At 71.8% G+C, this 20867-nt stretch carries 17 protein-coding genes; 5 read left to right on the plus strand and 12 right to left on the minus strand.

Annotated elements, in window-relative coordinates; translation table 11 throughout:
• Positions 1 to 187 precede the first annotated feature (187 nt).
• The gene (locus ACFYT9_RS18330; protein WP_389164956.1) at positions 188 to 3055 is read left to right on the plus strand and encodes an ATP-binding protein; all 2868 of its coding nucleotides are present in this window, start codon (positions 188 to 190) and stop codon (positions 3053 to 3055) included.
• A gap of 120 nt (positions 3056 to 3175) precedes the next feature.
• Here the strand turns inward: ACFYT9_RS18330 and ACFYT9_RS18335 are convergent, their stop codons facing one another.
• Positions 3176 to 3841, minus strand: a complete 666-nt coding sequence (locus tag ACFYT9_RS18335) for a GntR family transcriptional regulator (RefSeq protein ID WP_389164959.1) — start codon at positions 3839 to 3841, stop codon at positions 3176 to 3178.
• A gap of 234 nt (positions 3842 to 4075) precedes the next feature.
• Between ACFYT9_RS18335 and ACFYT9_RS18340 the strand changes: the two genes are divergently transcribed.
• The 3 genes from ACFYT9_RS18340 (at position 4076) to ACFYT9_RS18350 (ending at position 7179) form a co-directional block, all read left to right on the plus strand.
• Positions 4076 to 4432, plus strand: coding sequence for an ATP-binding protein (locus ACFYT9_RS18340; RefSeq protein WP_389164962.1), 357 nt, complete (start codon positions 4076 to 4078; stop codon positions 4430 to 4432).
• Positions 4433 to 4507: 75 nt separating this feature from the next.
• The gene (locus ACFYT9_RS18345) at positions 4508 to 5620 is read left to right on the plus strand and encodes an aminotransferase class V-fold PLP-dependent enzyme (RefSeq protein ID WP_389164965.1); all 1113 of its coding nucleotides are present in this window, start codon (positions 4508 to 4510) and stop codon (positions 5618 to 5620) included.
• Between the two features lie 245 nt (positions 5621 to 5865).
• Positions 5866 to 7179, plus strand: a complete 1314-nt coding sequence (locus ACFYT9_RS18350) for an MFS transporter (protein ID WP_389164968.1) — start codon at positions 5866 to 5868, stop codon at positions 7177 to 7179.
• 55 nt (positions 7180 to 7234) lie between these two features.
• Here the strand turns inward: ACFYT9_RS18350 and ACFYT9_RS18355 are convergent, their stop codons facing one another.
• From ACFYT9_RS18355 to ACFYT9_RS18400, 10 genes are all read right to left on the minus strand, one after another.
• On the minus strand, positions 7235 to 9061 hold the full coding sequence (locus ACFYT9_RS18355; RefSeq protein ID WP_389164971.1) for an AMP-dependent synthetase/ligase: 1827 nt from the start codon (positions 9059 to 9061) through the stop codon (positions 7235 to 7237).
• 111 nt (positions 9062 to 9172) lie between these two features.
• Positions 9173 to 9994: a carbohydrate ABC transporter permease gene (locus tag ACFYT9_RS18360; RefSeq protein ID WP_389164974.1), complete on the minus strand. Its 822-nt coding sequence runs from the start codon at positions 9992 to 9994 to the stop codon at positions 9173 to 9175.
• Positions 9991 to 10938, minus strand: a complete 948-nt coding sequence (locus ACFYT9_RS18365) for a carbohydrate ABC transporter permease (RefSeq protein WP_389164976.1) — start codon at positions 10936 to 10938, stop codon at positions 9991 to 9993. The genes ACFYT9_RS18360 and ACFYT9_RS18365 overlap by 4 nt, the downstream gene beginning before the upstream one ends.
• Before the next feature lie 3 nt (positions 10939 to 10941).
• Positions 10942 to 12267, minus strand: a complete 1326-nt coding sequence (locus tag ACFYT9_RS18370) for an ABC transporter substrate-binding protein (RefSeq protein ID WP_389164978.1) — start codon at positions 12265 to 12267, stop codon at positions 10942 to 10944.
• A gap of 97 nt (positions 12268 to 12364) precedes the next feature.
• On the minus strand, positions 12365 to 13828 hold the full coding sequence (locus tag ACFYT9_RS18375; protein WP_389164981.1) for a twin-arginine translocation signal domain-containing protein: 1464 nt from the start codon (positions 13826 to 13828) through the stop codon (positions 12365 to 12367).
• Between the two features lie 97 nt (positions 13829 to 13925).
• Positions 13926 to 15101, minus strand: a complete 1176-nt coding sequence (locus ACFYT9_RS18380; protein WP_389164984.1) for a mandelate racemase/muconate lactonizing enzyme family protein — start codon at positions 15099 to 15101, stop codon at positions 13926 to 13928.
• A gap of 64 nt (positions 15102 to 15165) precedes the next feature.
• The gene (locus ACFYT9_RS18385; RefSeq protein WP_389164987.1) at positions 15166 to 16437 is read right to left on the minus strand and encodes an MFS transporter; all 1272 of its coding nucleotides are present in this window, start codon (positions 16435 to 16437) and stop codon (positions 15166 to 15168) included.
• 169 nt (positions 16438 to 16606) lie between these two features.
• Entirely contained in the window at positions 16607 to 17494 is an 888-nt protein-coding gene (locus ACFYT9_RS18390) for an SMP-30/gluconolactonase/LRE family protein (RefSeq protein WP_389164989.1), read from the minus strand.
• Complete coding sequence (locus tag ACFYT9_RS18395; RefSeq protein WP_389164992.1) at positions 17491 to 18432, minus strand: sugar kinase; 942 nt, start codon at positions 18430 to 18432, stop codon at positions 17491 to 17493. The genes ACFYT9_RS18390 and ACFYT9_RS18395 overlap by 4 nt, the downstream gene beginning before the upstream one ends.
• Positions 18429 to 19061 (minus strand): bifunctional 4-hydroxy-2-oxoglutarate aldolase/2-dehydro-3-deoxy-phosphogluconate aldolase, encoded by a 633-nt coding sequence (locus ACFYT9_RS18400; RefSeq protein ID WP_389164995.1) that lies wholly within the window; start codon positions 19059 to 19061, stop codon positions 18429 to 18431. The genes ACFYT9_RS18395 and ACFYT9_RS18400 overlap by 4 nt, the downstream gene beginning before the upstream one ends.
• 122 nt (positions 19062 to 19183) lie before the next feature.
• Here ACFYT9_RS18400 and ACFYT9_RS18405 point away from each other — a divergent pair, with 122 nt between their 5' ends.
• Complete coding sequence (locus ACFYT9_RS18405) at positions 19184 to 19951, plus strand: SDR family NAD(P)-dependent oxidoreductase (protein ID WP_389164998.1); 768 nt, start codon at positions 19184 to 19186, stop codon at positions 19949 to 19951.
• Between the two features lie 117 nt (positions 19952 to 20068).
• Here the strand turns inward: ACFYT9_RS18405 and ACFYT9_RS18410 are convergent, their stop codons facing one another.
• The gene (locus ACFYT9_RS18410; protein WP_389165000.1) at positions 20069 to 20737 is read right to left on the minus strand and encodes a GntR family transcriptional regulator; all 669 of its coding nucleotides are present in this window, start codon (positions 20735 to 20737) and stop codon (positions 20069 to 20071) included.
• Positions 20738 to 20867: the final 130 nt, after the last annotated feature.

Consider the following 20867-nt stretch of genomic DNA (forward strand, 5'->3'; position numbering starts at 1 on the left):
CCCTGCGTTCCACCATCGGTGCCGCACGCCGCCCAAACAATGAGGGTCCGGAATAGTTGGGTATCGGCGGGAGAAGCGGGGCAACCACGGATATGCCTCGACAGAGAGGCCGGCGGGCGGAGCCCTGTCCGGCTGGCGCCCCGTGGGCACCGTCCTAATGTGGGAAGGGACGGGGCAGGTGGTGCGTTTGAGCGATCATTCCGGGACGTCGCGCGGGTCCCCCGGGGCGATGCCGTTCGTCGGCCGCGCCCGGGAGCGGGATGTGGTCGTCTCCGCCGCGCTCCACCCCCCGGCCAGCCTGTTCATCGAAGGCGAGGCGGGTGTCGGGAAGTCGCGGCTGATCCGCGAGGTGTCCGAGGAGCTGGAGCGTGGCGCCGGGCGCGTACTGACCGGGTTCTGCCATCCGCTGCGGGAGCCGCTGCCGTACGGCCCCGTCATCGACGCTCTCCGCCCGGCGAGGCAATGGCTCCCCGGCGGTTCGCTCCCTCCGGAGACGCCGGTGCTGGAGCGCCTCCTCGGCGATCATGTGGACGCGGGGCCGGCTTCGTCGCCGGTGCACGGTTCCCCTCAGGAACGCGCCGCCCTCCTGAGGGAGATGCGGGCACTCCTGGCCGTCCTCGGATCCGTGGTCCTGATCGTCGAGGACGCCCACTGGATCGACGACGCGACCCGGGACCTGCTGGTCCTTCTCGCGAGGGAGCCCATCGACCAGCTGTGCCTCCTGGTGACGTACCGCGCGGAACACACGCCGGAGACCGCGGCCCCCGCCGGCGCGTACCGTCCGCCGCCCGGGTCCGGCGCACGCGTCCTGCGCCTGGAACCGCTGGACGAAGCGGCCGTCCGGGAACTCGCCTCCTCGGCCCTCGGCGAGAGCGCGACCCCACAGCTCGTCTCGGCGCTGTTCCGGCGCAGCGGTGGGCTGCCGCTGGTCGCGGAGGAGGACCTGATCACCCTGCGTGAGCATCGGTCCGGGGGCGGACGGGACGACGTCGCGCTGCTGCGGGAGGCCGCGGTCCCACGAGGGCTGCGCGAAGCGGTGAGCGGGCGGTTGGGCGCACTCTCGGAATCGGCCGCCGCCGCCGTGGCGGCCGCGGCGGTGCTGGCCGTGGCCGTCCCGGAGGACCTTCTGTCCGAGGTGGCGGGACTCGGCACCGAGCAGGGGCGCGCCGGACTGGTGGAGGCCCTGTCGGCGTCGGTGCTGGCCGAGGTCGGGAACGGGTGGTACGCCTTCCGGCACGTCCTGGCCCAGCAGGTGGCCTACGAGCGCTTGCAGGGACCCGTTCGGCGACGGCTGCACAGGAACGCGGTGCGGGTACTGGACCGGTTGCCGGTGCCCCCGCTGGTGCAGATCGCCCACCACGTCTCGGCGCTCGGAGACGGAGAGGAGTGGTTGCGGCGTGCCAGGCACGCCGTCGAGCAGGCGCAGGCCATGGGCGATGTCGGAACCGCGGCGGCCCTGATGCGACAGATGCTGGAGCGACCCGACACGGACGTGGAGACGCGGTCGTGGGCCGCGCTGAGCCTGGCGCCCCTCGCGGGGCAGGGGACGGACTTCGCCGCCGACGCCAGGACGCTCCGGGGCATGCTGGCGGATCGCAGGCTGCCCACCCGCGCACGTGGGGAGATCCGCGCCGGACTGGGCCTGCTCCTGCTGAACCAGTCGTCCGACCGTGCGGGGTTCGACGAGCTGGCACGGGCCGTCGAGGAGATCGGCGGCGCGTCGGCCGAAGCGGTTCCGGCCATGCTCGGGCTGGCCATGGACGAGGCCGCAGGGCCGGCGGAGGCTGAGCGGTGGATGGAACGTGCCGAGTACGCGGTACGGGCCCTGCCCGATTCGGCCATCGCGGCGGACGTCCGCGCGACGCGGCTGTCGCTGCGGGCCGGGGCGGGTGACCCGTCCGTGTGGTCGGACATCGCGCACCTGCCCCGGGCCGGCCGCAAGGTCGCGGTCCTGCGGCAGACCGCGCGCGCTCTGTACAACGCGGGCATGAACGGAATCGACCTCGGCGAGGACGTCCTGGCCGGTCGGTTCATCGAAGAGGGCGTGGAACTGGCGCGGGAGACCGGATTCCCGGCCATCGAGTTCTACGCCGGGATCAGTCGTCTCCGACTCGACCTGGCGGCGGGACGCTGGAACGGCCTCAAGGGCCGGTTCGAAGCGCTTGTCCTGGCGCATCCGGATGCCCCGGCCGCCCGAGGGGAGGCCGCCGCCGTCCTGGGAACGCTCGATCTCGCACACGGCAGGTACGGCCGCGCAGCCGCCCACTTCGATCAGGCGGCGCGCGTCGCGCGACAGGTGACGCTGAGCCTCGCCTCGCGTGCCGCGGCCGGGACGGTCACGACGCGCCTCGCCCAGGGCCGGCCGGACGAGGCATGGGAGGCCGCGACCGCCGCCCTCGCGGCCCTGCGGCGGGCGGAGGCATGGCCCCGGGCGACCGGTCTGGTCCCGGCCGCCGTCGCGGCGGCGCTGGCCTGCGGGCAGTCCGCGGCGGCCGAGGAACTGGTCCGGGAGGCGGAGACGGGCGTCGAAGGCCGCACGTCTCCGGCGGGGGTCGCCGAACTGTGCGTCGCCCGCGGACGGTTGGCCGAAGGAGTGGCGCCGGAGCGGGCGGCGGCGCATTTCGAGGAGGCGCACCGGCACTGGCGGGACATCGGCCGGCCGTACTCCGCGGCGCACGCCGCGGAACTGCGGGCACGGGTCCTGGCCCGGCTGGGGGAGGCCGACGCGGCGACGAACTCGCTCGACGCGGCCACCCGTGTCTACAAGGACCTCGCCGCTGCGGGAGACCTCGCCCGGTTGCGGCGTCTGGGCCGGGAGACGGGACTGACCCGGAAGTCGGTGCCCGGCAGGCGAGGCTACGGGGACCGGCTCTCCCCGAGGGAGACGGAGGTGGCGGCGCTGCTCGCCCGGGGCGCGGCCAATCAGGAGATAGCCGACGTGCTGGTGCTCTCTCCGAGGACGGTCGAGCATCATGTCGCCAACGTGCTGAGAAAGCTGAACACGACACGGGCCGATGTCGGAGCGGTGCTCGGCGACGCCGGCCGGCCCGACTGAACCCGTCCGCCGCGGCGGACGGGTGCGCGAGACTCGTGGGCAGCGGCACGTGCCGGATCTCCGTCCGGCGCGGAGGCCTTCGGCCGGCCGCGCCGGACGACTCTCCATGGGAGTCGGCGCTCAGTCCTCGGGCACCTCGTGACGGGCCTGCGCCGCCGTGTGGGCGCGGGCCGCCTCGGTGGCGGCCGTGGAGTCCCCGTCGCGCAGGGCCTCGACGATGGCGTCGTGCTCCTCGATGACGGAGCGCCAGTTCGTCGCGTCGACCGGGGAGGTGAGGCGGTAGCGGCGGACCGTCATCAGGAGCTGCTCGGTGAGGTCGGCGAGGACGCGGTAGCCGGAGGCGGTCGCCAGCGCGTGGTGGAAGGCGCTGTTCAGCGACGGCAGCCGGTCCATCGCGCCGCTGTCCAGCGCCTTGCGCATGGCCTTCTGCGTCTTCTCCAGCTCGGAGATGAGGGCCGCGTCGGCGTTCGCGGCGGCGAGCCCCGCCACGAGGCCCTCGATCGCCTCGCGCGCCAGGAAGACACCGCGCATCTCGGTGAGGTCCACCTCGGACACCGTGACCCCGGAGTGGACCTTCGACACGACCAGTCCCTCGGACTCGAGCCGCTTGACCGCTTCCCGGATCGGGATCTTGCTCACGCCGAAGTCGCGGGACAGCTCGTCCATGTTGACCTTGGCGCCGGGGCGCAGCTCGCCTTCCGCGATCGCCGAACGCAGGCTCTCGTAGACGAGATCCGCCTTGCTCTTCACTTCAGGCAGCCGCCCCGCCCACGCCTTCGTCGTCATCCGTTCATCGTATTCGATATCTGCCGGAGTGGGCGCAGGGCGGCATTGACACATTCTTCGTATACGATATTCTTTTCTCGTCGATGTGCCCGCGCATCCCCCCGGTGCGGTGTCTCCGATCGACCTGAGGACCGGGAGCCCGCCATGCCTCTCCCTTTGCCCCTTTCGCGCTCCGCTCGCCGTCGGGAATCGGCTGTCGGCTGCGAACTACCCCCGAGCGACAGTGCTCCTGGAATGCTCCGCGCCTGGGTTGCCGCGCGACTCGACGAGCGGCAGTCGGCGCTGCTGGGCGACGAGCTCGCCGTGGTCGCGAGCGAGCTCGCCACGAACGCCGTCAGGCACGGGCTCGCTCCGATCCGGGCCGCCCTCGCGGTCGTGGAGGCTCCGGGGGGCGGGCTTCGGGCGCGCCTCGAGGTGGCCGACTCCGGCGCGGGCTTCACTCCGGGGGTGAATGTGAGGGACCTCGACGGCTATCCGTCGCTCGACTGCCACGGGCGTGGCCTGCTGATCGTCGCGGAGCTCTCGCGACGCTGGGGTGTCGAGCGGCGCGAGGACCGCCATGTCGTCTGGGCCGAGCTCGCGGCGACGTGATTCTGAAGAAGCATCCAGCTCGCCCGGTGTCCGGGCGGGCGCGTATCGCCGGCACGACACGAGGGGTGCCACTCCATGCCCACCGATAGCTACGTGAGCCAGTTCGACGAGGCCCCCGGGTATCTCGACTTCGCGCGCGTCGGGCCGCCCTCACGCGCTGTCGTGGCCGAGACCGCCCGACTGATCGGCCTGACCTCGGTCGGCACGCTCACCGCCCGTCGGGAGCTAGGGGCGCAGGAACTCCGGGCGCGCACCGCGATCGCCCGTCTGGTCGGGAGCGACGTCCACCGAGTCGTTCTCCAGCCCAGCACCAGCTTCGGTCTCTTCCAGGCCGCGTTCGGCCTTCCGGCCGGTGAAGTGCTGGTCCCCGAGGGTGAGTTCCCGGCCAACACGTACCCCTGGGTCCGTGCGGAACAGGCGGGGCGCCTCGTCGTGCGCTGGATGCGCCCGCGTGCCGGCCACGTCACCGCCGACGCCGTCCTGGAGCATCTGACCCGGCGCGTCTCGGCCGTCGCCGTGAGCGCGGTGGACTACCGCACCGGTCATCGGGCCGCCCTCGCCGCCCTGCGCGAGGTGGTGGGGGAGCGCCTTCTCGTCGTGGACGCCATGCAGGCGCTCGGAGCGGTCGACGAACCGTGGGAGGTCGCCGACATCCTGGTGTGCGGGGGACAGAAATGGCTGAGAAGCGGACTCGGTCCCGGGTTCGCCGTCCTCTCCGACCGGGCGTTCGAGCGGATGGATCCCCTGCTGTCGGGATGGGCCGGCGCACACGATCCCGCGCGGCTCGACAGCGGGGTGCAGCCCGCTTCGGCGGGCGCGTCCGCGTGGTCGGTGACCGCACCGAACCCCGTCGCTTCCGGTGCCCTCGCCACCGCTCTGGAGCTGCTGGAGGGCGTCGGCACGGCGTTCGTGGCCGGGCTCATCTCCTCACGGGTGGCCCGGCTGGAAGAGGCCCTGCTGTCGTCCGGTGCCGAGATCGTGTCGGCGACCGGCCGGAGGGGTGGCATCCTGCCCTTCCGCGTGCCCGGCCGCGGCAGCCGCGAGGTCGGAGCGGCACTGGAGGCGGAGGGGATCGTGGCGACGGTGCGACCCGACCACGTGCGACTTGCGCCGCACGCATCGACGGGCTCCGCGGCGGTGGACCGACTCCGCGCCGCGATGCGCCGCCTGGCGGCGCATCGCGGCTGAGGCGGAGGCACCAGGTAGAGACGGATCGACCGGCGGTGCCCGCCAGGACTTCGTTACGGTCTCGCGCTCGGACGCGCGGCCGAGAACGTCACCGGGCGGGTGCGTCGTCGTGGTCGCCGGGTGTCCGGCCCCGGCGCACCGCGGCCCGGCCGCCTTCTCAAGGCTCCTGACTCTGGCGTGCATTTCGTATATCGAATACGCTCGCCGCGTCTGTGATCCGCCGCCTCCGTAAGGTGAACCCCCCCATGACGACCGTGGTTGTGACCGAAGACGTCCACTCGGAACCCCCTGGCACGACCGACCGGCGCACCATGGCCGCGAGCACCGTCGGCACCGTCATGGAGTGGTACGACTTCAACCTGTACGGCCTCGCCTCCGCCCTGGTGTTCGGTCCGCTCTTCTTCGGCTCCACCGGAGCCGGGGCGACCCTCGCGTCCTTCGCCACCTTCGCCGTCGGCTTCGCCGCACGGCCCATCGGCGGCATGATCTTCGGGCACCTCGGGGACCGGGTGGGACGCAAGTACGTGCTGCTGCTCACGATGCTCGGCATGGGCGTGGCCACGACCCTGATCGGCCTCCTGCCCACCCACGCGACGGCGGGCATCTGGGCCCCGGTCGCGCTCGTGGTCCTGCGGGTCCTCCAGGGGGTCGCCGTGGGCGGTGAGTTCGCCGGCGCGACCCTGCTGACCGTCGAGAGCGCTCCGCCCGGCCGGCGGGGCTTCCTCGGCGCGATCCCGGCCATGGGGACCGGCGCCGGATTCGTCCTGGCGGCCGCCGTGTTCGGGCTCGTGACGATGCTGCCGCAGGAGGACTTCGAGACCTGGGGGTGGCGTGTTCCCTTCCTGCTGAGTGCCGTCCTGGTGGTCTTCGGGTTGGCCGTCCGGCGCGGGATCAAGGAGACGCCGGTCTTCGCCGAGCTGGAGGAGCACGGCGGCAGGGAGAGGTCCCCGCTCCGCGCCACGATCCGGCGGCAGCCGGGCGCCGTCGTCCGCGTCATGGGGATCACCGTCTCCGGCTTCGTCTGGGGCTACATGATCCAGGCCTTCGGCCTCTTCTACGCCACCTCCACCCTGGGCATCGACAAGTCCACGATGCTCTGGGCGATCACCGCCGCCTCGGCCCTGGAGATCGTGGCGATCCCCTTCTGGGGCTGGCTCAGCGACAGGATCGGGCGCAGAACCACGGTCGGCATCGGCCTCGCCTGCACCGTCCTCTACGCCTTCCCCTTCTTCGTCCTGCTGGAGACCCGGAGCACACCCCTGATCGTCCTGGCCATGGTGCTGGCCATCCCGGTCTGCAAGGACATGGTCTTCGGGCCGCAGGCGGCGCTCGTCGCCGAACTCTTCGACGCCCGCGTCCGCTACACCGGCGTCAGCGTGGGCAGGGAGTTCGGCGGTGCGCTCTTCGGGGGCACGGCGCCCTTCATCGGCGCCTCGCTGTACGCGGCCGGCGGGTCCGTCGCGCCGGTGGCCCTCTACGTGATCGCGGCCTGCGCGGTCACGGCGATCGCGGTCTACGCCGGACGCGAGACCGCGCACGACGAGCGCCCGTACGCCTGAGCGCGAACAGGGCGGCGCCGAGGAACGGCGCCGCCCTGGCGGAACGAGACGAGGTCTAGCGTCCTTCTGAGTACAGCGCTTCGATGTCGGTTCCGAGGCGTTCCTCGATCCGTGCCCGGATGGGGCGCATGGAGCTGGTCAGCAGACCGTGCTCGACGGTGGGCCGGCGGGTCAGGAGACGGAAGGCGCGGATCGCGGACCCCGGAGGGGCCGACTTGTTGGCGGCCACGACGGCCCGGTTGACCTCCGACTGCAGCGCCCTGTCCTCGTGGATCCGCCGCAGGGACGTCTCCGGCCGGCCGGAGACGTGCAGCCAGTGCGCCACGGCCTCCAGGTCGAGCGTGACGAGTGCGGCCGGGAACGGGCGACCCTCGCCGACGACGACGCAGTGGCCGACCAGGGGATGGGCGCGGACGGCGTCCTCCAGAGGCGTCGGGACGATCCGTACCCCCGCGGCCGTCACGAACGTGTCCGCGAGCCGGCCGGCCACCGTGAGGTACCCCTCGTCGTCGATGCGTCCGATGTCCCCCGTGGGCAACCACCCGTGCGAGGCGCGTACGGCCGCCCTGTCGCCGACGTAGCCGTGCAGGGTCTGTGGACCGCGCACCCAGATCTGCTCGTCCTCGTCCAGACAGAGGGACGTGCCGGGGAGGGGGCGGCCCGCGGTGCCGTGCCTGGTCCTGCCGGGCGGTCCCAGAGTGACCGTTCCCGTGGTCTCGGCGAGGCCGTAGGTCTCGTGGACGTCGAGGCCCGCCCCCGCGCAGAGCAGCCCCATGCGCCGCCGCAGCCCCGAGCCGCAGAGCACGACGTTCCGCAGGCGCCCGCCGAGCGACTCCCGGAACGCCGCGTACAGGTTCCGGTCGAAGAGCTCGTGCTGCACGGCCAGTTTCGGGCCTGGGCCGCCACCTGTCCCGAGGGACCGGCGCTCGCGCGCCTCGGCGTACCGCACCGCCACGTCGACGGCCACGCTGAACGACCCCACCCGCCCTTCCGTCTCCGCGGCCTCCCGGAGGCCGGCGACCAGGCCCTCGACGGCCGGCGGCTCCGCCAGGAGCAGGGACGGCCGCAGGGTGCGCAGAGCACGCCCCAGCTCGACCGACGAGCAGGGCCCCTGGTACGCCAGAGGAGCCCCGCTCATCACGGCGGCGAGCTGCGCGACGCGCGTGGTCGGATGGTCGAAAGGGGTGTGCAGCAGGAGGACCGCGTCCTGCTGGAACATCCCTTCGCACGCGTGCAGCAGGTTTCCCGCCGCCGCCCGGAGGTTGCCGTGGGTGAGGAGGCACGCCTTCGGCGCACCCGTCGTCCCCGCCGTGTGCACCACCGTCGCGGGGGTGTCGGCCAGCACGGCACGACGGTGTTGCTCCACCTCCTCGTCGTGGAGCCACGCCCCCGCGGTCCGCAGCGCGTCCATGGCCCCGCTGTCCAGCTGCCACAGGTCACGAAGGCCCGGAAGCCGGCTCAGGAGGGGACCTACGGTCATCGCCTGGTCCACGTCCTCCACCACACACGCCCGCGCCCCCGCGTCACGCAGAATCCGCTCGGCCCGGGCGACGGGCGCGTCGTGCGGCACCGGCACCGGCAGCGCGCCCAGCGACCACAGCGCGAAGTCCAGCAGCGTCCACTCGTACCGGGGGCGGCACATCACCCCCACCCGGTCGCCGAACCCGACACCCGCCGCGAGGAGCCCCTTGGCGACCGCCATGACGTCCTCACGGAAGGCACGGACGCCGATGGCCCGCCGCGTGTCGCCGGCCCGGATCCACACCGCGTCGCCGTCCGGCCGGTCCCGGCACCGGTCGGACAGGGTGTCCGCCAGCCCTCCCGTCCTCGGGATGTCGACGGCCGGGGGAATGCTGATCTGCCGTAGCCCTGAGCTGCTCATGTGTCCTCCAGAAGAGGGGCGGAAGGCATCGTCGAGGGTGGTGCGATACGCGTGTGTGCCGCGCCCTGCGGGGACGCGGCACACACGGGGAGGGACGGAAGTCCCGGCAGATCACTCCTTGACCGCTCCGCCGGTGAGGCCGCGGACGAAGAAGCGCTGAAGGAACACGAAGCACAGCACGATGGGGATGGCCGCCATCACGGACCCCGCCATGAGAAGGTCCCACCGCGGGGCGAACTGGTTCTGGAAGCGCGCCAGTCCGACCGGGAGGGTCCGCAGCAGCTCGTCGTTGGTGACCAGCGAGGGCCAGGCGAACTCGCCCCACGTCCACATGAACTTGAGGACCGCGACGGTTCCCAGGGCCGCCCACGAACTCGGCAGCAGCACGCTCCACAGGGTGCGGAGCCTGCCGGCGCCGTCGATCGCCGCCGCCTCGTCGAGCTGGATCGGCAGGGTGACGAGGTGCTGGCGGAGCAGGAAGATGCCCGTGGGGCTGGCGAGGAACGGGATGATGAGCGCCCAGTAGCTGTCGATCCAGCCGAGGTCCCGCATCACGAGGTAGAGCGGGACCAGGATGACCTGGGTCGGGATCATCAGCGTGGCGAGGATCAGCGTGAGGACGGCCTGCCGGCCGCGGAACTTGATCCTGCTCAGCCCGTACGCGGCGAGGGTGTCGAACACCAGGTTGCCGAGCACGACCGCGCCCGAGACGATCACGGAGTTGAGGAACCACTGCCAGAAGGGGAACCGGCTCAGGACCTCGGCGTAGGCGTCCAGTGAGACGGAGGCCGGGATCAGGCGGGCGCTGGTGCCGAGCAGCTCCTCCATGGGCTGGAGCGAGGTGAGCACCATCCACAGGACGGGAAGGCCGGCGAACACGCTGATGAGCACCAGCCACAGGGCCCGCGGAAGCGCACTGGTGGGCCGCTTCATGACTCCTCCCGGGAGGTCAGGCGCATGCGGATGACGGTGATCAGCAGCAGGATCAGGAACAGCACCACGGACGCCGCGGAGGCCACGCCGACGTCGGTGAGCAGCTTGGTGTAGATGAAGGTGACCACCGTGGTCGTCGCTGTGCCGGGGCCGCCCTCCGTCATGACCCACACCTGGTCGAAGACCTTGAAGGAGTTGAACACCAGGAGGAGGAACACAGCGGCTCCGGCCGGGCGCAGCATCGGCAGGGTGATGGAGCGGAACTGGCGCCAGGGGCCGGCCCGGTCGATGGTGGCCGCCTCGTACAGTTCGGCGGGGATGCGCTGGAGGCCGCCGAGGAGGATCAGGGCGTAGATGCCGAAGTCCTTCCAGATGCTCACCAGGGCGACGGCGGGCAGCGCCAGGTCGTTGTCGAAGAGCCAGCGCGCGCCGTCGGCGCCGACCAGGCCGATCAGGTTGTTGACGAGCCCGTGGTCGGGCTCGTAGAGCCACTTCCAGATGAGGCCGGCGACGACCATGGGGATGACCGCGGGAAGGACGGTGATGGTGCGGACGATCCGGGCGGAGGCCAGCTCACGGTTGGCGGCCATCGCGGTCGCGAGGGCCAGGACGTAGGTGCCGATCAGGGTGATGACCGTGAACACCGCGGTGTTCAGGAGGCTTTCCCTGAAGGTGCCCGCGCCGAGGATGGTGGAGTAGTTCTCCAGCCCGACGAACTCGGGCGGTCCCAGCATGTTCCAGCGGTCGGTGCTGAGCAGCATCGACTGGAGCATGGGGTAGAAGGTGAATCCGAGGATGACCAGGAGGGCGGGGGCGACGGAGAGCCAGCCGGCGAGGGCCCCGGTGGGCCGGCGCCGCCGGCGCCCGGTGCCGCGTGGACGACGGAGACCGCCGTCCACGCGGCCCTTGGGGAGCTCCGTGCGAAGCTCGGTAGCGCTGGACATGTCCTACCGGCCCGCGTCCAGGGCCTTGCCGACCTCGTCGTCGATCGACTTCAGGGCCTCGTCGACCGGCAGCTGGCCGTTGACGCCCGCGACGACCGACGCCTTCTGCGCCTCCCAGCGAGTGGCCCAACCGTGACGGTCCTGGAGGAGGAGGTCGGGGGTGTTGCGCCCCAACTGCTCCAGGATGGGAGTCCAGTTGGGGTTGCTCTTGACCTTGCGGTCGTGGAGGGTCTTGACGGCCGGGGCGACCTTGGCAGGGTCGTAGGGGAAGATCGCGTGGAAGTCCATGTAGCGGACGCTCTGCTCGGGCGAGGCGAGCCACTTCATGAACGTGCCGGCGGCCTTCAGGTCCTCGCCGCGGGAGTTGGCGACGAGGCTGTGGCCTCCGACCATGGAACAGCCGCTCGCGGGACCCTTCGGCATCGGGGCGACGGCCCACTTGCCCTTGGTCTTCGCCCCGCCCGCCTCGACGTTGGCGATGACGGACTGGAAGAACGGGAACATCGCGACCTTGCCGTCGACGAAGCCGTTCAGCGCGCTGGTGCCGACCGGCGACGTCTTGTCCTGGTAGAAGGAGCGCATGTAGTTCATGGCCGTCTTGCCGGCCTCGGTGTTCTGCGTCGACTTCTTGTAGTCGGGCGAGGTGAGGCTGCCGCCGGCCTGGCAGAGGAAGCTCTCCCAGGTGGAGTTGATGGCGTTGACGTGGTCGTCCATGCCCTTGAACTGCCAGCCGCTGATGCCGCTGCCGTCGGCCTTCGACTCCTGTGTGATCGCGGAGGCGGTGGTCTTCAGCTCGTCCCAGGTCGCGGGCGGCTTGTCGTACCCGTACTTCTCCAGGACGTCGGTGCGGTAGAGCATGACCCCCGCGTCGAAGTAGAGGGGAGCGCCGTAGAGCTTGCCCTCGTACTCGTCGACCTTGGCGAGGTCGAGGAACGCGCCGGTCTCGGCCTCGGTGTAGCCGAGCTTGTCCAGCGGAGCGATGGCGCCTGCCTTGAGGTACTCCAGCTCCAGGCCGTTGTTCATCAGCCAGACGTCGGGGCCCTCGCCGGCGGCTATCGCCTGCTTGACCTTGTCGCGGCCGTCCTTCCATTCGAGCTGAGTGAGCTCGACCTTCACGTCCTTCTGGGAGGTGTTGAAGTCGTCGACGAGTTCCTTGAGCTTGTCGTCCTGTCCGATCCAGAAGGGCATGGACCAGAACTTGATGGTCGCCTTGCCGTCACCGGGGGAGCCGGCGGTGGAGTCGCCGCCCTGGGAGCAGGCGGCCGCGGTGATCGCACAGGTGGACGCGAGGGACACGGCGAGGAGCCGACGGCGTCGGGGTCGTGCCATGGTGCTTTCTCCTTGGTGCAGAGGTGCGCTGGACGCGAGGGGAGGGGAAGGAGAGAGGAGGGGGCGTCCCCGGCCGAACCGCCGGGGACGCGGCTCGTTACGGGGTCCTGACCCAGAACTCGATGGAGAGCGGGGGCACGGTGATGGTGAGCTGGGGGCCGCTCTTGAAGCCGATTCGCTGGTCGTTGGTGCTCGGGCCGTAGCGGTGGCCCTCGAAGGAGCCGGACGTCTGCGTGTCCACGGTGTACGTGAACGACTCCGTCGCCGACCGGTTGGTGATGGCGAAGACGGGCTTGCCCGCCGGGGTCTTCCAGGCCATGATCCGCTGGTCCTCCAGCACGGTGGACTCGTCCACCGTGTAGCGCACCGAGTCCCACGGCATGTACTTCACGAAGCCGGCGACGGCGTTCCAGTTGCGCGGGTTCCAGGTCCAGTGGTTCGGCTTCAGGTCGGGGAACCGGGAGAAGTCGGTGTCGGACGGCGGGCGCCAGAAGCCGAGGCCGTAGTTCTCCGACTCGGCGTTGGTGGTGGGCTTCAGGGCATGCAGCCAGTACCAGGTGGGCGAGTTCTGGAAGGTCATCCAGTTCATGATCGACTGGGCCGTGTTGACGGTCCGCCAGTCCGTCATGGCGCCGCTCAGGTACTCGAACTCGTTGTTGAAGGCGGGCTTGCCCTGCCCCAGGCGGTTGAAGTCGTTGTGGATCTGGTAGTTGCTGTCGTAGCCGATGCGGTGGTAGGTCCAGGCGTCGACCAGGTCGAGCGCGGCGGGGTCGGCGAGGATCGCGGCCCCGATCGCCCCGCCCCAGCCGTCCTGGCTGTCGGCGGTGATCATGACGTCGGGGTACTTGGCCCGGATGCGGGAGGCGGCGGCCTTGAACGTCTCTCGGTATTCCGTGGCGTTGTAGACGCAGGACGAGTACGGGGTGCTGTAACGCGGCTCGTTCTGCAGTCCCCACTGGGAGATGCGCAGGCCGCCGGCGGTGAGGTAGTCCAGGTCGGCGACGAGGGCGTCACCGAACTCGGCGAGGAACGCGGGCTCGAAGGACTTGAGCTTTCCGCCGATGAAGGAGTCGTTGCTCTTCCAGCCCGGGGCCGGGGACCAGTACTCGACGGACAGGCCCTCGACTCCGGCCCGGTCGCACATGTCGGCCAGCATGGCCGTCTGGCCGGGGTAGCGGCCGCGCATGAGCTTCCGGGTGGGGTCGAGGCCCCGGTAGTAGAGGCCCATGGCGAGGCGGCAGTAGCGGAAGCCGCGGTCGGACCGGCCGGCCTTGAGCATCTCGTTGATGAAGCGGGTGCGCTCGGCGTCCGTGAGGTCGTACGGAACGCCGTTGACCTCGGTGGGCAGGCCGTTGTTGTTCGAACCGATGGAATCCGACTGGATCTCGAAGCCCAGGCCGAGGATGGTCTGCTGCCGGGTCTTGTCGAACCGGATCGCGTAGGTGCCGGAGGTGGCGGCGTGCGCCGGGGCGAAGTTGATCACGGGCGACAGCGCCGCGGCGGCCCCCGCGACGGCGGCTCCGCGCAGGATCGACCTGCGGCTCGGGTGGGGTGCGGACATGCGGCATCTCCTTTGATGACAGGCAGGAATCAGAGGTGTGGTGCCTTGCGTCGGTGGCCGGTCGTCCCGTGGCCGGCCACCACTGCCCCGTGGGGGGTCAGAAACGGGCGACGACGTACCGGTCGACGGTGTCCCAGTCGACGTCGGCGCCCAGGCCGGGGTTCTGGGGGACGGTCAGTGCGCCGTCCTTGAACTCCGGCGGGTTGGTGAGGATCCGTTCCCGGATCGGGTTGGGCAGGCGGTTGTACTCGTACGTCCGCAGGTTGGGGGTGGCCGCGCAGAGCTGGAGCGCGGCGCACAGGCTCACGCCGGAGCCGACGCCGTGCGGGGCGATGTCGACGTGGAAGGCCGAGGCGAGGGCGGCGAGTCGGGTGGCCTCGGTGATGCCGCCGCAGCGGGCGACGTTCGGCATGAAGACGTCGATGGCCCGGTTCAGGAGGGATTCGCGCAGGTCGAAGCGGGTGAAGTGGGTCTCGCCGTTGACGATGGTGAGGCCGGTGCGGCGGCGCAGTTCGCCGAGGTTGGCGAGGTCGTCCACCTGGAGGGGTTCCTCGTACCAGGAGATGCCCAGGTCGCGCAGGACGCCGCCGACGCGGGTGGCCTCGTCCAGGTCGTACGCGCAGTTGACGTCGGTGAGGACCTCGATGTCCTCGCCGACGGCCTCGCGTACGGCGGTGAGGTGGGCGCGGTCGGTGTGCTCGCCACGGCCTATCTTGACCTTGAGGGCTCGGAAGCCGTCGTCGACGAAGCCGAGGGCCTGCCGGGCGGAGTCCGCGGGGTCGGCGTGGAGGGCCACCGGGCTGGCGTAGCAGTCGACGCGTTCGCGGATCGGGCCGCCGAGCAGCCGGTGGACGGGGAGGCCGGCGAGCTTGCCGCGCAGGTCCCACAGGGCGAGGTCGATGCCGGCCAGGGCTTCGAGGTAGAAGCCGCGGTTGTGGCCGCCGGCCGCCTGGCCCTGGTACAGCCGCTCCCACACGGCGGTGGTGGCCAGAGCGTCCTGTCCGATGAGCAGGGGGGCGAGGACGGTGGTGACGACGGTCGCCGTGACCTGGGGGGAGGGGAGTCCGTAGCACTCGCCGATCCCGACCGTGCCGTCCTCGGCGTGGACCTTGACGAGGGTGGCGTACTGGCCGCGGCGAGGCAGGACGAGGTGGCTGGAGGCGGGGTAGCGCAGCCAGTCCGGCACGTCCTCGGGGGAGTCGTAGAGGTCGTCGAAGCTGGCGGAGAGGGCCAGGGCCTCGATCTTGGCGATGCGCACGGGGTGCGAGGGCATGGGGTGGTTCTCCAGTGGTTCGTGCCGTCGGACGGGCGGTCCGCCCGACGGCGGTGTGTGCCGGTCAGTCGTGGGCGGTCTCGCGCCCGGTGAAGACCGCGACGAAGGTCAGGGCGCAGCCGGCGAGGACGTAGAGGGCGACCGGGGCGATGGAGCCGGTGGCGGCGAAGAGGGCGGTGCCGATGAAGGGGGCGGTGCCTCCGAAGAGCGCGCCGCCGATCTCCCGGCCGGTGCTCACCCCGCTGAAGCGGACCTTGGCGTCGAACTGCTCGGCGACCAGGGCGGCTTGCGGGCCGAAGACCATGTCCTTGCAGATCGGCATGGCGATCACGTAGGCGAGGAAGATGAGAGGGGTGCTGCGGGTCTCCAGGAGCGCGAAGAAGGGGAAGGCGAAGGCGGCCGTCGCGACGAGCCCGATGCCGACCATCCTGCGTCGGCCGATCCGGTCCGAGACGTGTCCCCACAGCGGGATCGCGCCGATCTCCAGGGTCGCGGCGAGGGCGATGGCCCACAGCAGCGTCGACTTGGGGATGTCCAGCTCGCTCGTGGCGTAGGCCAGGGTGAAGGCCTGGATCAGATAGCCCCAGACGAAGCCGGAGATCGTGATGCCCATCGTCCGGACGACGGCGCCGGGCTGGGTGCGCAGCGTGTGCAGCAGGGGGAAGCGGACCTTCTCGCCCTGCTCCTCGATCTCGGCGAAGACCGGGGTCTCCTCGATGCCGCGGCGGGCCCAGACGCCGAAGACGACCAGGGCGAAGCTGAGGAGGAACGGTACGCGCCAGCCCCAGTCGAGGAACGCGTCGTCGGGCAGCAGCGAGACGAGTCCGAAGACCGCGCTCGCGAGGACGAACCCGGCTCCGGTGCCCATCGCCGGGATCGCGCCGTACAGGCCGCGTCGGCCCGGTGGCGCGTTCTCCACGGTGAGCAGGGTCGCGCCGGCGAACTCGCCGCCGACCGCGATGCCCTGGGCGATGCGGAGCACGATGAGCAGGACCGGGGCCCAGACGCCGATCGTGGCGTGGGTGGGGAGCATGCCCACCATCGCGGTGGCCAGGCCCATCACGAACATGGTGACGAGGAGGACGTACTTGCGTCCTATCCGGTCGCCGATGTGGCCGAAGACGACTCCGCCGATCGGGCGGGCGGCGAAGCCCACCGCGAAGGAGGCGAAGGAGGCCAGGGTCGCGCCGGTGGAGTCGGACCCGAAGAAGAGAGGGCCGAAGACCAGGGCGGAGGCCAGACCGTAGAGGTTGAAGTCGTACCACTCCATGACGGTGCCGACGGTGCTGGCGACCATCGTGCGCCGCTGGTTCGGGGACTTCGGGTGCTGGCTCATCGCCGGGCTTTCTGCGACGGGGGAAGTACTCATGGGACGTACACCACCTGTGAGGAGAACCGGACCGTGGGGGCGGGGCCCGATGCAATGAAGGTATTCCGTATACGAAATAACGTCTAGGGGTGTGGCGAGAAAGTTACGTTGCCGTTGCCGGTGACGGTCCGGGGCCTCACGCCCCGGATATCGGCCCGTACGCAACGGCCGGCGGCGCGGTCACGTCCGTGGTGGCCGCGAGGACGGCGCCGTCGAGGGGACCCGGCCTCTCCAGCCGGTGCAGCGCGGTCGTCACGTACATGAGGCCACCGCCGAACGCGACACTGCTGGTGTGCGGCGTCGGGAGCGGAATGGTACGCAGCCGGGTCCCGTCCGCCCCGAAACACAGGATGCGGCCCGCGCCCCAGAGCGCCACCCAGAGGTTCTGCTCGTCGTCGACGGCCATGCCGTCGGGACGTCCTTCCCCGGGAGGGAAGAAGGCGAACGGCTCCGACGTGCCGAGCCCGCCCGTGGCAGGGTCCACGGCGTACCGGGAGATGGTGCCCCGGGCGCTGTCGGCGAGGTACATCAGCCTCCCGTCGGCGGTGAAGACCGGCCCGTTGGGCACGGTGAGGCCGTCGAGGACCTCGTGGACCGTGCCGTCGGGGTCGGTGCGGTAGAGCGAGCCCGCGCCCGTCGCGGCCTGGACCTCCATGCTGCCCGCCCAGAAGCGGCCCGCCGGGTCGCAACCGCCGTCGTTCATCCGCATGGCCCGGTCCGGCCTCTCACCGGGGCGCGCCAGCCAGTCGAGCGCACCCCGGGCGCCGGTCAGCGCGATGCCGGGGCCCGCGGCGACGATCCACCGCCCGGGCGGCCCGCCCGCCGTGGGCGCGACCGCGCCCAGGGGCATGTTCAGCCGGAGCAGAGGCTCCGGACCGCCTCCGCCGACACCGCGGATCCGGTGCAGGTCGCCCCGGAGCAGGTCCACGAAGAGCAGGCTTCCGTCCAGCCACCGCGCTCCCTCGGCGAGCCGGTACCGCGCCGGCGTGCACGCACGCCACACAGGGGCGGCCCCGGTGGTCATCGGATCGTGCTTCCCGGGACCGCGCCGAGCAGATCGAGCTCATGGCGCAGCGGGAGCCCCTCCCAGTCGCCGGTGGAGGCGACGGCGAATGCCCCGGTGGTCACCGCACGGTCGAGCCGCCCGCCTGTGGCAAGCCCGTCGAGGAGGCCCGACAGGTACCCGGCGACGAAGGCGTCGCCGGCCCCCACCGTGTCCTTGACCGTCACGGCCACCGCCGGACGCGCGGTCGACCCCGACGCGTCGAACACCTCGGCACCCTCCGCGCCCCGCTTGACCACCACCTCGCGGACGCCGCACTCCAGCAGTGCCTCGACCTGTTCCGCCTCCGAGCCGGCTCCGGCGGGCGCGGCGAGGGCGAGCTCGTCGTCCGAGGCCACGAGGATGTCGACGTGCCGCATCAGCGGGCGGAGCGCGGCGGCTGCCGCGCCGCGAGACCAGAGCTTCGAGCGGTAGTTCACGTCGAGGGATACCGTCGTGTCCTCGTCCGCCGTCTCGACGGCCCGGTGCACGGCCCCGAGCGGTTCGGCGCCCAGGGCGGCGGTGATGCCGGTGGTGTGGACGATCTTCGCGCCCTCCGCGAGGGCGGGCGCGAGGTGGCAGCGGCCGAGGCGGGCCCCCGCCGAGCCGGTGCGGTAGTACGAGACGCGCGTGAGGTCGGCGATCCGGGGCTCGAACACGACGAGGCCGGTGGAGCCCTCGGACTCCACGGTCCGGCTCACGTCGACGCCCTCGGCGCGCAGGGTGCGCAGGACGAGAGCGCCGAACTCGTCGGCCCCCGTGCATCCGACCCAGCGCGCCCGGTGGCCGAGCCGGGCGAGCCCGATCGCCACGTTCGCCTCGGCACCGGCCACGGACATCCGCAGCTCCCCGCCGGTCCTGATGGGCCGGTCGGCGCGGAGGGCGACCATCGCTTCCCCGAACGTCAGTACGTCGGTCATGACGCCTCCTCGGCGAGTGCGCGGAACGCGGTGGCGCGGTCGGCGAGTCCGGTCGGGTCGCCGTCGGCTGCCCGGCCGACGAGCGGACCGCCCACGCCGACCGCGAGGGCCCCGGCGGCCAGGTACTCGCGGGCGGCCGCGGCGTCGATGCCGCCCACCGGCACGAACGGAACAAGAGGGAAGGGGGCGCGCAGGGCGCGCAGCAGCGCCGCCCCTCCCGGACCGGCGGGGAAGAGCTTGACGGCGGTTGCTCCCTCGCGGAGGGCGCCGACCACCTCCGTGGGGGTGAGCGCGCCTGCCAGGACGGGAAGGCCGAGGGAGCGTGAGGCTGACACGGCTTCCGTGACGGCGGGCGTGACGGCGTACGTCGCACCCGCCTCGGCCGCGTTCCGGGCGTCGTCGGCGGTGAGCACGGTTCCCGCACCGAGCAGCGCCTCGGGGCCGAGCGCCGCGCGGGCCTTCGCGATGACATCCAGCGCGTGGGCACCGCTGAGGGACACCTCGACCAGGTCGATTCCGTTGCGCACGAGGGCGAGGACCGTGTCGAGCGCGGCCTGGGGGTCGGAGCCCCGCACGATGGCGACGAGCCGTCGCGAGGCGAGGGCGGTGATGAGTTCGTGGGGTTGCACGGGTACCTCCGAGCCGTCATTGAGGAACTTTAGTAGATCGTATACGGTATCTGTGTATCTTCAACCCTCCCGCCGGTGGCCGACGCCACCCCCTGGCGGCCCGACCTGCGAGGTGCAGACAGATGGCTCGATCCGCATTGATCACCGGAGCCGCCGGAGGGATCGGCCGGGCCGTCGCGGCCCGCTTCGTCGCCGACGGGTACCGCGTCGTCGGTGTCGACCTCGCGGACCCCGGCCTGCCGGGGGTGACCTACGCCCGGGCCGACGTGACCGACGCGGACCAGGTGGCGCACGCCGTCCGGGCCGCGACCGGCGGAGGCGAGAGCGCGTTGGACGTCCTGGTCACCTGCGCGGGGGTCACCGAAGGGAAGCCCCTGCACCGGACGACGGAGCAGGAATGGGAGGGCGTACTGCGGGCGAACCTCGGCTCGGTCTTCCTCTGCGTCCGGGAGGTGCTGCCGGGCATGATCGGCGCGGGTTCCGGAGCCGTCGTCATGGTGGGCTCGGTCCTGCACCGCACCGCCGCGCCGGGCCTGCCCGCGTACGCCGCCGCCAAGGGGGCCATCGCCGCGCTCACCCGGCAGCTGGCCGTCGACTACGGGCAGCACGGGATCTCGTTCGTCACGGTGTCGCCCGGCTGGGTACGCACACCGGCCACCGAGTCGAGGCTGGACGGCGAAGCGGACCTGGACCGGCTCCGGCAGAGCAACCCGCTCCGCCTGCTCGGCACTCCGGAGCACATCGCCGGCACCGTGGCCTTCGCGGCCTCCGCCGAGGCCGCCCTGCTGAACGGTTCCGAACTCGTCCTGGACGCGGGCGCGTCCGTGGTCAGCCCGGCCAGCCTGCTCCGGGACGCCCACCGCGCGGGGATGGGACTGCCCCGCCTCTGACGGCCCTGGGTCATCCGACCGGCACCGGACGGCAGGCCCACCCCGGACGGCAGGCCCACCCCGGACGGCAGACCCGCCCCGAGCGCCACCGCGGTCGGGGCGGGCCTGTGTCGAGGGTCAGCCCGTGACGGCGGTCTCGTGCCGGGACTGCGCCGCCGCATGCGCCTGGGCGGCGAGCGCGGCGGCCGAGCCGTCGCCCAGGCGCAGTGCGTCCACGATGGCATCGTGCTCCTCCACGACCGCCAGCCAGTTCTCGGCGTCGATCGGGGCGGTGATGCGGAAGCGGCGGATCGTCAGCAGGAGGTGTTCGGTGAGCTCGGCCAGGATCCGGTAGCCGCTCGCCGAGGCGAGTGTGTGGTGGAAGCGGGTGTTCAGCTCGGGCAGCGCGTCCAGCTCCCCCGCGGCGAGCGCGGTACGCATGGCCTTCTGGACGGACTCCAGCTCCGCGATGAGGGTCGCGTCGGCACCTTCGGAGGCGAGTCGGCAGACCAGGCCCTCGATCGCCTCGCGTGCCAGGAACACGCCCCGCATCTCGTCCTTGTCCACCTCGGAAACCGTGACCCCCGAGTGGACCCGGGAGACGACGAGCCCCTCGGACTCCAGACGCTTGACCGCCTCGCGGACCGGGATCTTGCTCACGCCGTAGTTGCGGGCCAGCTCGTCCATGTTGATCCGGGCCCCGGGTGGCAGCTCTCCGCCGGCGATGGCCGCACGCAGACTCTCGTGGACGAGGTCCGCCTTGCTCTTCACCACGGGGAGCCGCCCTGACCATCGCGTCACGTTCATTCGTCTATCGTATGCGATATTTCTGTATGGCCCAAGAGTCGGGCGGAGCGGTCGAGGGGCGCGGCGCCGCGCGCTACGGGGATGGCGGCGCCGGTGGAGGCGTGGGTGCAGTGGGTGAGGGCCGGGATCG

Source organism: Streptomyces sp. NPDC004435, from assembly GCF_042873895.1.
Lineage (GTDB): Bacteria > Actinomycetota > Actinomycetes > Streptomycetales > Streptomycetaceae > Streptomyces.

Coding starts and splice junctions, on each gene's coding strand:
- ACFYT9_RS18335 (WP_389164959.1), bottom strand. CDS start 3,841: ATGACGACGAAGGCGTGGGCGGGGCGGCTGCCTGAAGTGAAGAGCAAG.
- ACFYT9_RS18340 (WP_389164962.1), top strand. CDS start 4,076: ATGCTCCGCGCCTGGGTTGCCGCGCGACTCGACGAGCGGCAGTCGGCG.
- ACFYT9_RS18345 (WP_389164965.1), top strand. CDS start 4,508: ATGCCCACCGATAGCTACGTGAGCCAGTTCGACGAGGCCCCCGGGTAT.
- ACFYT9_RS18350 (WP_389164968.1), top strand. CDS start 5,866: ATGACGACCGTGGTTGTGACCGAAGACGTCCACTCGGAACCCCCTGGC.
- ACFYT9_RS18355 (WP_389164971.1), bottom strand. CDS start 9,061: ATGAGCAGCTCAGGGCTACGGCAGATCAGCATTCCCCCGGCCGTCGAC.
- ACFYT9_RS18360 (WP_389164974.1), bottom strand. CDS start 9,994: ATGAAGCGGCCCACCAGTGCGCTTCCGCGGGCCCTGTGGCTGGTGCTC.
- ACFYT9_RS18365 (WP_389164976.1), bottom strand. CDS start 10,938: ATGTCCAGCGCTACCGAGCTTCGCACGGAGCTCCCCAAGGGCCGCGTG.
- ACFYT9_RS18370 (WP_389164978.1), bottom strand. CDS start 12,267: ATGGCACGACCCCGACGCCGTCGGCTCCTCGCCGTGTCCCTCGCGTCC.
- ACFYT9_RS18375 (WP_389164981.1), bottom strand. CDS start 13,828: ATGTCCGCACCCCACCCGAGCCGCAGGTCGATCCTGCGCGGAGCCGCC.
- ACFYT9_RS18380 (WP_389164984.1), bottom strand. CDS start 15,101: ATGCCCTCGCACCCCGTGCGCATCGCCAAGATCGAGGCCCTGGCCCTC.
- ACFYT9_RS18385 (WP_389164987.1), bottom strand. CDS start 16,437: ATGAGCCAGCACCCGAAGTCCCCGAACCAGCGGCGCACGATGGTCGCC.
- ACFYT9_RS18390 (WP_389164989.1), bottom strand. CDS start 17,494: ATGACCACCGGGGCCGCCCCTGTGTGGCGTGCGTGCACGCCGGCGCGG.
- ACFYT9_RS18395 (WP_389164992.1), bottom strand. CDS start 18,432: ATGACCGACGTACTGACGTTCGGGGAAGCGATGGTCGCCCTCCGCGCC.
- ACFYT9_RS18405 (WP_389164998.1), top strand. CDS start 19,184: ATGGCTCGATCCGCATTGATCACCGGAGCCGCCGGAGGGATCGGCCGG.
- ACFYT9_RS18410 (WP_389165000.1), bottom strand. CDS start 20,737: ATGAACGTGACGCGATGGTCAGGGCGGCTCCCCGTGGTGAAGAGCAAG.